The sequence below is a fragment of the Pseudomonadota bacterium genome (genome assembly GCA_016195085.1).
In the GTDB taxonomy this organism is placed as follows: domain Bacteria; phylum Pseudomonadota; class Alphaproteobacteria; order SHVZ01; family SHVZ01; genus JACQAG01.
Window position 1 is genome coordinate 83,748 of record JACQAG010000039.1, and the last position, 13,890, is coordinate 97,637.

Here is a 13,890-nt window from a genome sequence, read left to right on the forward strand (position 1 = left end):
CGATTTTTAGGCAATGATAATTCAATTGCAAATTGTTAATCATCGAGAGAAGATGGAAAAATTTGACTATAGACAATGACTATAGGAATATTCCTCATGGACAAGATTTCTGTCTCCGAATTCAAGGCGACGTGCCTCGCGGTCATCGAGCGCGTGCGCCAAAGCGGCCAGACGGTGGTGATCACTAAGCATGGGCGGCCCGTCGCCGAGGTGATTCCGGTCCGCGCCGGGGAACACCGGGGGCGCGGATTCCTCGGGCGGATGCAAGGGGAGTTTGCCGTGGTCGGCGACATCGTCTCTCCCGTCATGAGCGAGGAAGAGTGGACCCATTCGCTCCTCGAAGGCCAGGCGAGGAAGAAGCGCCCGCGCCGATGAAGCTGCTGCTCGACACGCACATCATTCTCTGGAGCGCCGGCGAACCCAAGCGACTGCCCTCCGCCGCCGCTCAAGCATTGGAGGACGAGGCGAACCAGCTCTGGTACTCGCCCATCAGCGTGTGGGAGGTGCTGATGCTTGCGGAAAAGGGCAGGCTCTCCGGGGTGGGCAAGAGCCGAGAGCGGTTCGTCGAGCGGCTCTTTGCCGGACTCAGCGAGGCACCCCTCAACACCCATGTGGCGATCGCCAGCCGGGCGATCGATCTCCCCCACGGTGATCCGGCCGACCGCTTCATTGCGGCAACGGCGCGGGTCTATGGGCTTCAGTTGGTGACCGAGGATGCGAAGCTGGCAAGCGCCGTCGGCGTCGATGTCTTTCGATGATCGCTTAGAGCCGCGCCAGCCGCTGCAGCAGTAGACGGTAGAAGCCGTCGGAATCGATCGCATTCACGAAGAGCGCATTGGGCTCGGCTTTGGTCTTGCCCCACCAGTCGACGATGGTCGTGCCCTGAGCGGGCGTGTCCGCGGTTTCGATCGCCACATGCACCTTCTTGCCGCCGAACAGATCGGGCTTGAGGAGATAGGCGATGGTGGTGGGATCGTGCAAGGGTCCGCCGGGCATGCCGTATTTCTCGATGTCGTGGCGGTCGTAGAAGGCGAGCATGTTGGCGACCGTTTGCGCGAGCTTGGTGCCGATGGCACGGATCCGCTCGAGACGCTCGGGCGTGGTCAGGTTCTGGTGGGTCACATCGAGGGGCATCATCACGATGGGAATGCCGGCGCGGAACACCACGTCGGCCGCGTGGGGATCAACGAGGATGTTGAACTCGGCGGCCGGGCTGGTATTGCCGCCGGTCTTCCAAGCCCCGCCCATGAGCACGATCTCGCGGATGTTCGCTTGGATCGCCGGCCGGGCCACCAGGGCCAAAGCGATGTTGGTGAGCGGCCCGATCGGCACCAGGGTGATCGGCTCCGGCGCCTGGGCCAGCGCCTCGATCAGAAAGGCGACCGCGTGCTGGGCGCGGGCTGCGATCTTCGCCGGCGGCAGATCGGAGCCGTCGAGCCCACTCTTGCCATGCACATGCTCGGCCGTCAGCAGAGGGCGGAGCATGGGTCTGGGGCAACCGGCATAGACCGCCACCTCGGTGCGGTTGGCCAGCTCGACGACGCGAAGCGCATTCTCTGTGGTGAGGGGCAAGGGCACATTGCCGGCAACGGTGGTGATCGCCTTCACCTCGAGCTCCGGCGAGGCCAGCGCCAAGAGGATGGCCACTGCATCGTCCTGGCCGGGATCGGTGTCGATGATGATGGGACGGGGCATGGCTATAGCATGCCGCGGAGCGCGGTCTTGAGGACCTTGCCGTAGTTGTTCTTCGGCAACTCGCCCACGAACCGATAGAGACGCGGCCGCTTGAAGCGGGCGATCGCCTCCAGGCACATGCGATCGAGCTCGGCTTCCGGCACCTTCGCCTCGCTGCGCGCCACCACGAAGGCCACCACCTCCTCGCCCCATTCGGGGTGAGGACGGCCGACGACGGCGACCTCGGCGACGCCGGGATGGCGCAGCAGCACCTCCTCCACCTCGCGGGGATAGATGTTGGAGCCGCCGCTGATGATCAGATCCTTCGAGCGGTCCTTGAGGGTGAGGAAGCCGTCCTCATCCAAGGCGCCGACATCGCCGGTATGCAGCCAGCCGCTCCGAAGCGTCTGGGCGCTGGCCTCGGGCTTGTTCCAGTAGCCGGGCATGACCGAAGGACCGCGCGCCAGCACCTCCCCCGCCTCGCCCGTCGGCATCGGCCGGTCTTCGCTATCGCCAACCATCAGCTCGACCGCGATCTGGCGCTGGCCGACCGAGGCGATCCGCGCTTCCCAGCGGGGATGCGCGCGGTCGGCGATGATCGAACGGGAGAGCGCGGTGATGGTCATCGGGCTCTCGCCTTGCCCATAGATCTGCACCAGGCGCGGGCCCAGACGGTCGAGCGCGCGCTTCAGGTCGGCGACATACATGGGCGCGCCGCCATAGACGATGGTCTTGAGGTTGTCCAAGGAGGCGGTGGCCAGGGCCGGGCTGTCGACCAGACGCTGGACCATGGTGGGTGCTGCAAACATGGTCACCCCCCGGTGGCGAGGAAGGAGCGCGCAGATCTCACCCGGATCGAAGCCGCCGGATTCCGGGATCACCTGCTTTGCCGCCTGCACCACGTGGGGAAGGATGTAGAGGCCGGAGCCGTGCGACATCGGGGCGGCATGCAGGATCGAATCGCCGGGCTGGATGTGATCCACATCGGCGAAGTAGCAGAGCGTCATGGTCATGAGATTGCCGTGGGTCAGCATCGCCCCTTTCGGCTTGCCCGTGGTGCCGCTGGTATAGAAAAGCCAGGCGAGTCGATCGCTTGACACCGCGGCCGCCGGAACCGCGTCGGCGTCGCCGAGCCGCCTGAAATCCGGCGTCCCCGTCACCAGGAGCGGGGTGCGGGTGCCCGCTTCGGCCAGCGCCGCTGCCGCGGTCTCGGCCAGGTCCGGCGTGGCGATCGCCGCCCGGGCGCCGGAATCGGCGAGGATGTAGGCGATCTCCTTGGCATGCAGCTTGGCGTTGACCGGGACCGCGGCGAAGCCGCCATGCCAGCAGCCGAACAGCAGCGGCACGTAGTCGAGCCCGTTCTTCATGATGAGCGCCACCCGGTCGCCGGGCGCGAGCTCGAGACGGGAGGCGAGACCCCCCGCCAGCCGCGCCGACGCCAGCGCCAGCGCGCCAAAGTCCATGGCTGTGCGCTCTCCATGCGCCAGGGCGGGTGCATCGGGGGCGGCGGCGGCCGTTCGGATGAGGAGCTCCGCCAGGTTCATCGGTGCGCATGATATCGCGGGCCATGCGTCCGAGGCGATGGTCATGCTAAGAAGCCGGTCGCATCGGCGCGGGCACATTGAAGGCTCCGCGGAAGGAGCACCATGACCACGTTCGAAGCTTTGTTCATCGCCGTGCTCCAGGGCGTGACCGAGCTGTTCCCGGTCTCGAGCCTGGGCCATGCGGTCGTGCTGCCGCCGCTCTTGGGGCTCGGCGTCGATGAGCGGGCGCCGGATTTCCTGCCCTTCCTCGTGGTCCTCCACCTCGGCACCGCGGCGGCGCTGCTGGTCTATTTCTGGCAGGACTGGCTCGGTCTCCTGGTCGCCGTGCTCGGCCTGGGCTCGCCCGAGCGGCGCCCGACGCAGCTCAAGCTGCTCGCACTCATCGTCGTCGCCACCATTCCCGCCGCGGTCCTGGGATTCACCTTGAACCACTTCTTCCGCCAGCTCTTCGGCTCGCCGGTGGTGGCGGCCGCGTTCTTGATGGTGAACGGCGTGCTCTTGTGGGTGGGCGAGCGGCTCAGGCGGGCGGCCGCCGGCGAGCGGCGGATCGAAGACATGGGCTGGTTCGATGCGCTCTTCGTCGGTCTCGCCCAGTCGACCGCGCTCATCCCCGGCATCTCGCGCTCGGGCGCCACCATGGTCGCCGGTCTCCGCCTCGGCCTGCACCACGAGGCGGCGGCGCGGTTCTCCTTCCTCTTGGCCACCCCGATCATCGCCGGTGCCGGCGTGCTCGAGGCGCCGAAGCTCCTGCGCCAGGGTGCCACACTGGGGTCCCTGGCGGTGATCGCAGGGATCGTCGCCGGCATCACCGCCTATCTCTCGATCGCCTTCCTCATGCGCTATTTCCACCGCCACGATTTCGAGGCGCTCGATCCCTTCGCCTATTACTGCTTCGCCTTCGGCGCCTTGGCCTTGGGCTTGTTGCTCTTCGTCTTCTGATCCGGCGCGGCGGCGAACGGATCGGCATCGAAGGGCCATTTCGGCCGCTTCATCCTGGTGTAGGGAATGCGGCGGAAGTCGCCGGCGAGCGCCCCCGGCCCGTCGCTGTAGAGCACCTCGCTGGCCATTGGCCCAAAGGCGGCGTGGAAATGGTTGGTGGATTTGACCACGACGATCTTCTTCGCCGTGGGATCGATGCCGACATTGGTGAAGAGATCCAACCCCAGCCCCTGGCAGCGCTCCGTGATGAGAACGATCTCGACGCCGCCGATGCGCAAGCCCGCTGAGTCGCCGAGCGCAAAGGTGGTATCGCCGAAGCTCTGATGCGCATTCCTGGCGAGCTTGAGGACCGTGACGCGCGCATCGATGGGATCGCCCGAGGTCGGGCCCATCTTGCCGCCGAAGCGGAGATCGAAGACCGCACCCTCGCCCGCGGCGAAGCTGAGCTTGACCGCGATCGGATCCCAGATCGGGCCGAAGGCGGCCTCCTGGAGGTCGCGGGCCAGCATCGCCGCGAGGAAGAACGTCGAGTCCCCGGGAGCCCCGCCGCCGGCATTGTCCGCCGGCTCGGCGATCACCACGGGACGGCCGGGCAAAGACACCGCCCGGTCGAGGGAAGCCTCGATCGACAACAAGGGCGGCGCCAGGCATTCGCGCATGGCGAAGAGCTGCATGCCCAGCTCTTCGGCGAGCCTGTCACCATAGTCCTTGCGGTCGTCGGTGATCACCAGCACCTTGGTGCCGATATCGGCGACGTCGCCATAGGAAAAGCAATGGGCGACCGACACGGAAAGCACGCCGTTCTTGCCTTCGAGCGATTTTATGTGATCGACGAAGGAGCGCATCGGCTCGGCGGTGGTGCGCAGGAATTGCACCATGCGGCAATCGAAGCTGCTCATGACCGGCTTCGCCTTGCCCAGCGCCGCATCGGCGATGATGGCGACCAACTCCTCGCCGCGCTCGAGGAAGTCGGTGTGCGGATATTCCTTGAAGCAGACCAGAGCGTCGGCCTCGCTGGTCATCGCCTCCGTCAGATGGCAATGGGGGTCGAGCTCGGCACCGATCGGCACCTTGGGTCCGACGATGGCGCGTACGCGGCCGATGAGATCACCCTCGCAATCGTCATAGCCCTCGGCCGCCATGGCGCCGTGCAAGCCCAGGACCACCATATCCACCGGCATCGCCTCTCTCAGCTCCGCCAGGATCTGGTCGCGGAAGCCCTCATAGACCTTCCTGACGGTGCGCCCGGCCGGCATGGCGAAGGTATGCAGGCCCTCGACCACCTGCCAGTTGCCCGCCTTCGCTTGGCGGCGCGCCGCCGCCAGGGGGCCGCTGAAGAAGCTCGGTTCCTGCGGGTGCCGGCCGGCCGGCGCGTAGAAGCTTTCCTCGAAGGCGCGCTTGTCCGTCGGCATCGGCGAGAAGGTGTTGGTCTCGGTGGCAAGCGCGGCGACGAAAACCTTCACGGGTGGACCCTCCGGCTCAACTCCACGGATCGGCATCGAGGGGCCAGATCGGCCGCTTGATGCGGGTATAGGGAACCTTGCTGAAGTCGCGGGGCAGCGCCCCCGGCCCGTCGGTGTAGAGCACGTCCTCGGCGATCTTCGAATAGGCGCCGTAGAAGTGGTTGGTCGACTTGACCACGATGATCCGGCGCTTGGTCGGGTCGATACCGAGATTGGAGAAGAGATCGGTGCCCCAGGCCTGGCCGCGCACCGAGACCAGCACCACGGCGATTCCATCCACATCGATGGCGGCGGCATCGCCCAGGCGGAAGACCGTGCCATGGGCGCTCTGGGTTGCATCCTTCACGCATTTGATGACCTTGACCCGCGCATCCACCGGCGGACCGGAGAAGCGCCCCATCTTGCCGCCGAAGCGGAGATCGAAAGTGGCACCCTCGCCCGCCGCGAAGCACATCTTGACCGCGATCGGATCCCACAAGGGCGCGATCGCCGCGTTCTTGATGCCGCGCCTGCGCATGGCGGCGAAGATGAATGTCGAGTCCGACGGCGCGCCGCCGCCGGCATTGTCGGCCGGCTCGGCAATCACGATCGGCCCGGCTTCGGCCATGCTCGCCTGATCAAGCGACTCCTCGATGGAGAGAAACGCCGGGCGAACCGCATCGCGCATGGCGATGAGCTCGCGGCCCAGCGTTTCGGCGAGGCGGTCGCCCACTTCCTTGCGGTCGTCGGTGATCACCAGGATCTTGGCGCCGATATCGGGCACGTCGGCATAGGGATAGCAGTGCACCACCGAAATCGACAAGATTCCGTCCTTGCCCTCCATCGCCTTGATGCGATCGACGAAGCCGCGCATCGGCTGGCGCGAGGTAGGAAAGCTCTGGATCATCCGGCAGTCGAAGACGCTTTTGACCGGCTTCACCTTGCCCTGGGCGGCATCGGCCACCAGGCTCACCAGCTCTTCCGCGCGCTCGAGGAAGTCGGTGTGGGGAAATTCCTTGTAGCAGATCAGCACATCGGCCGAGCCCAGCATCGCCTCGGTCATGTGGCAGTGGGGATCGAGCTCGCTGCCGATCGGCACCTTGGGGCCGACGATGGCGCGGATGCGCTGGAGCATGTCGCCTTCGCAGTCGTCGTAGCCCTCGGCAACCATGGCGCCGTGCAGGCCCATGCACACCATGTCGACCGGCATCGCCGCTTTGAGCTGCGCCAGGATGTCGTCGCGAAACTCCTCATAGGCAGCGCGCGAGACCGTGCCGGCGGGCTGCGCCGCGGTGCAGAGGCCTTCGACCACCTGCCAGTTGTTCGCCTTCGCCCGCTGCCGCAGTACCCAGAGGGGTGCCGTGGTGTGGCGGGGATGGTCGGGATGCTGGCCGGGCGGGGCATAGAATTGCTCGAGGAAGGCCGCGCGGCCGGTCAGCATGGGCGAGAAGGTGTTGGTCTCGGTCGAGAGCGAAGCGGTGAAGACTTTCATGGGGATCCGGGCTTGAGGGGTGGCGGAGGACGGACCCGCGGCGTCCATTCACCTCCGGTTTAGGTCGACCTTGCTATAGAGACACCCGTGTCGATCGTCGGCCCTGGTTTCCTCCGAGGCTGTCTTTGGTGCGACACGGAATAGCTCCCCTTGGCCCCGACGTCTGACGACGCCGGGGCTTTTCTTTGGCCGGTCCCGCTGTTCAGGAGTCCAGGCGCTTGTCCTCGAGGCTGCGCGCCTCGCGCTCCTCCTCGCGGCGCCGGCTGAGCTTCTCGGATTTCGTCTCGCCATGCCGGCTGCGGTTCAGGGCGGCGCGGCTCTTGTCTTGGGCACGCTCGCGTGCCTTGCGGACCTTGTTGAGGTTGACGACCTCGCCCACGTATCCCTCCTCGCCGGAGATGAAAGACTACGCGCAGTCAGCCGCAGGCGGCAAGAATCGCCTGGAGCTGGCCCACCAGGTCCGGGGCCAGGGCCGAGAAGCGCCGGCGGATCGCCGCGGTGCCGACGGTGAACGCATCGGCGCCGGCGGCGGCAAGCGCCTTGACCCGCTCGGGCGAGTCGATCGAGCCGGCGACGATGAGCTCGCCGGCGAGCACCCGCCGCGCCGCACGCACCAGGTCCAAGGGATCGGCCTGGGTTGCCCGGTAGGCGAGCAGATCCACCCCGGCGGCACCCAAGGCCTCCAGGCGCCGGCAATCGGCGGCGATGTCGGCGCCGCTGCCGTCCAGCTTCGTCGGGTGTCCAATGGGCTTGCCGGCGAATGGATAGCAGCGGATGGCGCTGCCTTTCAGGGTCTCCAGCATCGCCGGCGCATCGATGCCGCCCAAGAGCCGGTCGATGCCGAGCTCCAGCGCCGCCCGGGTCGAGGCCAGCACCGTCTCCGGCGTGGTGCTTACGACTTCGAGATAGGAGACGGCACCCGCTTCGCGGATGCGCCTGGTGAGCTCGGCCAAGACCGGACGTCCGACGCCGATGTCCTTGAAGCCGACATGCTTCAAGCCGAGCGGCCTGACCTCGTCCATGAGCTCGAGGCAGTCGCGCACTGTCTGATCCTCGACCGTCAGCATGAAGATGAAATTCACGGCCGACGGACGCTGGGTAAAAAGGCTGGGGACATGGGCGCCAGCCTAGCAGATCGGCGACGCCTCCGTAGCCGCGGGCGCCGACAGGGATGCCCCCACCCCAACCCTCCCCCGCTATGAAGCGAGGGAGGGAGCAGGAGCGACGATCGAATCTCCCTCCCCCGCCGCCCTTCGACAGAAGCTCAGGGGTGGGGGAGGGCTAGGGTGGGGGCGTCGACCGCTCAGGTCTTGTAGTCGGGCTCCTCGCGGTCGAGGAGGCGCAGCATGGCGTTGAAATGCGCCTGCGCCGCCGGCGGCGTCAGCCCGCGGTCGCGGTCGGGCGAGTCCCGCAGAATGCCTTCAGGCAGCGCATGCAAGGGCTTGCCCATCTGGCTCGCCAACACCGTGTACATGGCCCAGCGCTCGGTGAAGTAGAAGCTGTCATAGGCTTGGGCGACGGTGCGCCCGATGGTGGTCAAGCCATGCATGGCATGGAAGATCACGGTCTTCTTGCCGACCAGCTTGACCATGCGCTGGCACTCTTCGGCGCTGATGACACCATTCATCTCGTCGTCGTAGCAGATCTGCTTGGCAAGCCCGATGGCGTTTGCATGCGCGGTGCCGAGCCGGCCGCCCTTGACGCACGCAATCGCCGTCGCATAGGGCGGATGCGCATGGATGATGCAGGTCGCGTGCTCGAGGGAGGTGTGGAGCGCGCCGTGCAGGTGAAAGGCGGCCGAGCGTACCTGGCCCTCACCGGCGATCAAGTTGCCCTTGGCATCGGCGATGATCAGATTGGAGGCGGTGATCTCACGGAAATGCAGCTCATAGGGGTTGAGCAGGAAGCGGTCGCTCGCCGAGCCCGGCAACACCATGGAAAAGTGATTGGCGATGCCCTCGTTCCAACCCAGACGGTTGGCGATGCGGAAGGCGCCGGCGAGCTCGACGCGGGCCTGCCATTCGGCGGCATCCGAGGGGCGAGTGGTCGGACGGACGGTGCGCAGCTTCGCAGTCATCGGCATCGTTTCCTTGGGCCGGGAGGGATTGAAGAGGTTGGTCGTAAGCCTGGCGTTTCGTATCCGAATTGTAAAGCCGGTCATACCGGTTCGAACACCGGCTCGAAGCCGTCGTCGATCGGCCAGCGCGGCCGATCCATGCGCTTCCAGGGAATGCCGGCGAGATTGGGCGTGGTCGGTCCCGGCGTGTCCACCACCAGCATCGCCAGCGCATAGGCGTAGGCCTGCTGATAGTTCATGGGATTCTTGACCACGATGAACTTCAGCTCATGGGGGTCGATGCCGGCGGCGCGGAACTGCTCGTCGGCATATTCATAGGCCGAAGCGGAGGCGCAGATGATTTTGATCTCGCCGATCTCCAGGACGGCACTCGGCCCCATGCTGGCATTGAGGCCGCCCATGAGGCCGCCCGAATAGGTGAAGCGCCCGTCGAACAGCCGCTCGACGGTGACCTCCGCCTCCACCGGCTTGCCGTAGACCGGGTCGAGCTTGTTGCCGATGCGGGCGCGAAAGCGGCCGCCGACGCCGGCCTTGGTCGCCTGGCCGACGGTCTCGGGATCGACCAGGAGAATGGCGGCACTTTGATCGCTGCCGGCTTGGATGAGGGCCTCCAGCACGACGGCGCTGTCGCCCGCCGCACCGCCGCCGACGCAATCCGCCGCATCGGCCAAGACGATCGGGCCGGCATTGGCGGCACGGCCCCGGCGGATCGCCTCGGCGGTGCCGATTGTCGGCACGGCGAATTCCTGGCGGCGGGACCAGGCGGTCTTGGCCATGTCGAGGGCGACTCGATCGGCCGCTTCGCCGTCGCCGTCGCTGATCGCGACCGCGGTGAAGCCGACGCCCGGAAAGTCGAGCCAGGGCTGCACGCAGAAATAGCTGGCGGCCAGCACCTCGCCCGCCGTCTCCCGGGCGCGGGCGACGGCATGGGCATCGGCCATGGGCCCGGTCCCCTTGGTCCGCTGCTTCTGCGCCGGCAGCAGCATCGGCGCGCGGCGCGCGCGCATCACCGGCTTGATCTTGCCTTGGATCGTGCGCAGCAGCAGACCGGCCGCCCGGCGACCGGTCTCGAAGCCGTCATCGTGCGGATAGTGCTGATAGCCGATGAGGATCTGGGAGAGCCGCAGCATCGCCGGCGTCACATGGGCGTGGAGGTCGAGGCTGACCGCGACCGGCACCCCCTCTCCGACCACCAGGCGCACGTCGGCCAGGATATCGCCTTCGGCGTCATCGAGACCCTCGGCGACGAAGGCGCCGTGGAGGGCGAGATAGACGCCGTCGACCGGGAGAGAGGCCCGCAAGCGATCGATGAGCTCGCCCTTGAGGCGCTCATAGCAGGAGCGCGCCACCCGGCCGCCGGCGCCGCCATGGGTGGCGATCAGCGGCAGCACCTCGGCCTCGTAGAGGCCGAAGAGGTGCAAGGCGCCGCCGACCTCGGTGTTGCTGCTCATGAGCTTGGCAAGCCCGGCCCCGCGCTCGAGATACTTGTTCTCGAAATCGGCCATGTCGCTCACCACCGGCGACAGCGTGTTGCCTTCGAACAAGAGCCCGCCGACGGCGATGCGGGGTGGTTTGATCCTGGCCATGTGCTTTAGCACCTATCGTTCGAACGCGAGACAAAGATTCACCATGGAGACGACATACAAGGCACGAAGAAACAGAGGTTCACGCAGAGGGCGCTGAGAATACGCTGAGAGCGCAGAGGAACGATTTCTGCCGCGCTGAGCGCGGCGCAAAGACTCTTCGCTCCGCGACCTCCGCGTCTCTCTCGGCGAACTCCGCGGTTCGCTCTTCTTCGATGCCTCCGTGGTGCATTCTCCTAGGGCTTGCGGCCGGTGAGCTGTTCATAGAGCGCGCGGTCGGTGGCACCCTCGCTGGCGATGACCGCGACCGAGGCCTCGCCATCGAGGCCGAGGCGATCCCTGAGGCTCCGATCGCGACAGATTGCCAACAGACCGGCAAGGCCGGCAATACCGGTCTCGCCGATGACGAGCGGCGGATCGAGGCGTGCCGCGTGCCGGAGTGCGGTCAGCGCCGGCTCGTCGGGGATGGCGAGAAAGGCGAAGGCTCCCCGATCGAGGATGGTCCAGGAGAAGGGCGAGACCGTACGTGTGGCAAGACCGTCCATGACGGTGGCGAGATCGCCGTCGGCGGGGCTGAGGCGGCCGGCTTCCGCACTTCTCAGAATCCCGGCCGCCGCCAGCGGCTCGACCACGATCACCCGGGGGCCGCGCCGGCCCAGCAATTGCCGGAGCCGTCCCACCACCGCGGCCGCCAGGCTGCCGATGCCGGCGGCGACGAAGAGATGCGTGGGGATGCGGCCGTCCCGTTCCCAGCCCTGGGCGAGCTCGCTTGCCAGCATGGAATAGCCATGGAGCGTATGGCGCGGCACGTCGGGGTAGAGGGGCAAGGGCAGATCGGAGACGACGAAGCCGCCGGTTCGCTCCGCATCGGCCATGCAGCGCTCCAAGGCATCATCAAAGGTGCCGGGCACCCGGACCACGGTGGCGCCGAGGGCCGCGATCGCCTGCGCCCGGCCGGGGCTGACGCCGTCCCGCATGTAGATGGCAGCATTGCAGCCGAAGCGACTCGCCGCCCAGGCGATAGCGCGGCCGTGATTGCCCGACGTGGCGGCCATCAAGGTGATGTGTCCGGCCTCTGCGGCATGGCGGCCGGCGATGATCTCGGCGCTGTCGATGTGAGCCTGCCCGGTGCGGCGCTGGAGCTCGCTCGTCACCAGCTGCAAGGCCGCATAGGGCGGGCCCAAGACCTTGAAGCTGCCGACGGCGAAGCGTTGACCTTCATGCTTCACCGTGAGGCGGGCGATGGCGAACGCGGCGGCGAGGTCCGGAACCTCGATCTCCGGCGTCGGCCGGTAGTGGGGCCAGCGGCGGATGTCGGCGGCGGCGCTCTCCGCCTCATCCTCGGACATGACCCGGCGCTCGGCCGCGCCATAGGGCCGGCCGGCGCGAAAACGCGGGTTGAGCAGGAGCTCGGTCGTGGGGCTGGCTGGCGTCGTCACCGGCGACTTTCCGATCGGAACAAGCTTTTACGATAGGGTTGCCGGCGAGGGAATAGCTGTCTACTTTCGGCCCATTCCATCGACCGGCCGGAAGAGCCGGAGGCGAACGAGGAGGCGTTCCATGCTCGATCCGCAAACCCGGGCGGCGCTGACCGGCCTGGCGGTCGTGGTTGCCCTTGGCATCACCGGCGGCAGCGCCGAGGCGCAGAAGCCGGGCGGCACCGTCATCATGGCGCAGCAGGCGCAACCGCCCTCGACCGATGCGCAAACCACCTCGGCGCAGGCCGCGCGCAACATCTCCATGCATTGGGCGGAGACCCTGGTCGCCCGCGCCGAGAATGCCGCCCCCATCAACGACCTCGCCGAGAAGGTCGACATCTCCGCTGACGGCCTCACCTACGTCTTCACGCTCCGCCAGGGTGTGATGTTTCACAACGGCAAGGAGATGACGGCCGAGGACGCCAAAATCTCCACCGAACGCTACGCCAAGGTCGGCGCCAGCGCCGGCATGATGACCCCGGTGGCGTCGGTCGCCGCCACCGACAAGTACACCATGACCGTCAAGCTGAAGACGGCGGTGCCCGGCTTCATCGAGCAACTAAGCTCGCCCCGCGCCCCGGTCATCGTCATGCCGCGCGAAGAGGCGGCCAAGGAAGCGAACAAGATCAACCATATCGGCACCGGGCCGTTCGAGTTCGTGGAATACAAGCCCGACTCCCACGTCGCCTTGAAGCGCTTCGAGGGCTACCGCGCCAACCCCAACTACACCAAGCGCGACGGCTTCGGCGGCAAGAAGACCGCCTATTTCGATGCCATCACCATCCGCTTCATGCCCGAAGGTGGGGCCCGCACGGCGGCGCTCGAGACCGGCGAGGTGCACATCCTGGAGCAGCTGCCGGCATCCGCGGCCAAGCGCCTGGCCGCCAACAAGGACATCAAGACCTATGAGATGATCCCCTGGGCCTACCAGACGGTGTTCTTGAACGCCGGCCAAGCGCCCACCAACAGCGTGAAGCTCAGGGAAGCCATCCAGATCGCCATCGACGCGGAGGAGATCATGGCGATCTCGACCGAGGGCCTCTTTCGGCTGACCCATGGCTGGCAGCATCCGGGCTCGCTCTACTTCGCCGGCGACGTCGGCAAGGAGAAATACGACGTCCGCGACGTCGGCCGCGCCAAGGCGCTCGTCCAGGAATCCGGCTACAAGGGCGAAGAGATCGTCTTCCTCACCGACAACAGCTTCAAGAACCATAGCGACACCGCCGTGGTGATGACCGAGCAGCTGAAGAAGATCGGCCTCAACATCCGCCTGCAGGTGACCGACTGGCCGACCTCGGTCGCCATCCGCAGCAAGCCCACGGGCTGGAACATGTTCCCGGTGATGATGGGAATCGAGCCCTATGAGGGCCCCTACAACGTCGCCGGCGTATTCGTCGGTCCGAACAATTTCCAGTTCGAAAAGGACGAGGTGCTGGAGCGCGAGAACGTGGCTCTCACCACCCAGCCGACGCTCGATGGACGCCGGCAGGCCTTCGCCAATATCCAGCGCCGGCTCTATGAGCGCTTCTATGCGATCAAGGTCGGCGATGTCGGCATCTACCAGGCGACCCGCGCCAATGTCGCCAACTATCAGCCCTACCGCATCCCCCGCATGTGGGATGTTTGGTTCGAATAAGGGATCGACTAGACTTGCCGGCGCA

The 13,890-nt window shown here is 66.6% G+C and carries 13 protein-coding genes; 4 read left to right on the top strand and 9 right to left on the bottom strand.

What is annotated here, in order from left to right:
* Positions 1-96: 96 nt before the first annotated feature.
* The gene (locus tag HY058_12060) at positions 97-375 is read left to right on the top strand and encodes a type II toxin-antitoxin system Phd/YefM family antitoxin (GenBank protein MBI3498030.1); all 279 of its coding nucleotides are present in this window, start codon (positions 97-99) and stop codon (positions 373-375) included.
* Entirely contained in the window at positions 372-758 is a 387-nt protein-coding gene (locus tag HY058_12065) for a type II toxin-antitoxin system VapC family toxin (GenBank protein ID MBI3498031.1), read from the top strand. The genes HY058_12060 and HY058_12065 overlap by 4 nt, the downstream gene beginning before the upstream one ends.
* A 4-nt stretch (positions 759-762) precedes the next feature.
* Here the strand turns inward: HY058_12065 and HY058_12070 are convergent, their stop codons facing one another.
* Both HY058_12070 and HY058_12075 read right to left on the bottom strand, forming a co-directional pair.
* Complete coding sequence (locus HY058_12070; GenBank protein ID MBI3498032.1) at positions 763-1,701, bottom strand: nucleoside hydrolase; 939 nt, start codon at positions 1,699-1,701, stop codon at positions 763-765.
* Entirely contained in the window at positions 1,698-3,218 is a 1,521-nt protein-coding gene (locus HY058_12075) for an AMP-binding protein (GenBank protein MBI3498033.1), read from the bottom strand. Before HY058_12075 ends, HY058_12070 begins: the two co-directional genes overlap by 4 nt.
* Positions 3,219-3,320: 102 nt before the next feature.
* On the opposite strand from HY058_12075, the gene HY058_12080 reads away from it, so the two are divergent.
* Positions 3,321-4,157: an undecaprenyl-diphosphate phosphatase gene (locus HY058_12080; protein MBI3498034.1), complete on the top strand. Its 837-nt coding sequence runs from the start codon at positions 3,321-3,323 to the stop codon at positions 4,155-4,157.
* On the opposite strand, the gene HY058_12085 is transcribed toward HY058_12080, so the two are convergent.
* The 7 genes from HY058_12085 to HY058_12115 form a co-directional block, all read right to left on the bottom strand.
* Positions 4,103-5,620: a M81 family metallopeptidase gene (locus HY058_12085; GenBank protein MBI3498035.1), complete on the bottom strand. Its 1,518-nt coding sequence runs from the start codon at positions 5,618-5,620 to the stop codon at positions 4,103-4,105. The two genes, HY058_12080 and HY058_12085, sit on opposite strands and share 55 nt — an antisense overlap.
* Positions 5,621-5,636: 16 nt before the next feature.
* Complete coding sequence (locus tag HY058_12090) at positions 5,637-7,091, bottom strand: M81 family metallopeptidase (protein ID MBI3498036.1); 1,455 nt, start codon at positions 7,089-7,091, stop codon at positions 5,637-5,639.
* A 202-nt stretch (positions 7,092-7,293) separates the two neighbouring features.
* Positions 7,294-7,470 (bottom strand): DUF4169 family protein, encoded by a 177-nt coding sequence (locus tag HY058_12095; GenBank protein ID MBI3498037.1) that lies wholly within the window; start codon positions 7,468-7,470, stop codon positions 7,294-7,296.
* A 37-nt stretch (positions 7,471-7,507) separates the two neighbouring features.
* Positions 7,508-8,173: a hypothetical protein gene (locus tag HY058_12100; GenBank protein MBI3498038.1), complete on the bottom strand. Its 666-nt coding sequence runs from the start codon at positions 8,171-8,173 to the stop codon at positions 7,508-7,510.
* 221 nt (positions 8,174-8,394) lie between these two features.
* Positions 8,395-9,168, bottom strand: coding sequence for a class II aldolase/adducin family protein (locus tag HY058_12105; GenBank protein ID MBI3498039.1), 774 nt, complete (start codon positions 9,166-9,168; stop codon positions 8,395-8,397).
* A gap of 80 nt (positions 9,169-9,248) precedes the next feature.
* A complete protein-coding gene (locus tag HY058_12110) occupies positions 9,249-10,754 on the bottom strand; it encodes a M81 family metallopeptidase (protein ID MBI3498040.1) in 1,506 nt (501 codons plus the stop codon).
* Positions 10,755-10,987: 233 nt separating this feature from the next.
* The gene (locus HY058_12115) at positions 10,988-12,190 is read right to left on the bottom strand and encodes a diaminopropionate ammonia-lyase (protein ID MBI3498041.1); all 1,203 of its coding nucleotides are present in this window, start codon (positions 12,188-12,190) and stop codon (positions 10,988-10,990) included.
* 121 nt (positions 12,191-12,311) lie between these two features.
* On the opposite strand from HY058_12115, the gene HY058_12120 reads away from it, so the two are divergent.
* The gene (locus HY058_12120) at positions 12,312-13,865 is read left to right on the top strand and encodes an ABC transporter substrate-binding protein (protein ID MBI3498042.1); all 1,554 of its coding nucleotides are present in this window, start codon (positions 12,312-12,314) and stop codon (positions 13,863-13,865) included.
* Positions 13,866-13,890: the final 25 nt, after the last annotated feature.

What these genes read in the sequence shown, in the direction of transcription:
- HY058_12060 (MBI3498030.1), top strand. Translation starts at nt 97, where the DNA reads ATGGACAAGATTTCTGTCTCCGAATTCAAGGCGACGTGCCTCGCGGTC.
- HY058_12065 (MBI3498031.1), top strand. Translation starts at nt 372, where the DNA reads ATGAAGCTGCTGCTCGACACGCACATCATTCTCTGGAGCGCCGGCGAA.
- HY058_12075 (MBI3498033.1), bottom strand. Translation starts at nt 3,218, where the DNA reads ATGAACCTGGCGGAGCTCCTCATCCGAACGGCCGCCGCCGCCCCCGAT.
- HY058_12080 (MBI3498034.1), top strand. Translation starts at nt 3,321, where the DNA reads ATGACCACGTTCGAAGCTTTGTTCATCGCCGTGCTCCAGGGCGTGACC.
- HY058_12090 (MBI3498036.1), bottom strand. Translation starts at nt 7,091, where the DNA reads ATGAAAGTCTTCACCGCTTCGCTCTCGACCGAGACCAACACCTTCTCG.
- HY058_12105 (MBI3498039.1), bottom strand. Translation starts at nt 9,168, where the DNA reads ATGACTGCGAAGCTGCGCACCGTCCGTCCGACCACTCGCCCCTCGGAT.
- HY058_12110 (MBI3498040.1), bottom strand. Translation starts at nt 10,754, where the DNA reads ATGGCCAGGATCAAACCACCCCGCATCGCCGTCGGCGGGCTCTTGTTC.
- HY058_12120 (MBI3498042.1), top strand. Translation starts at nt 12,312, where the DNA reads ATGCTCGATCCGCAAACCCGGGCGGCGCTGACCGGCCTGGCGGTCGTG.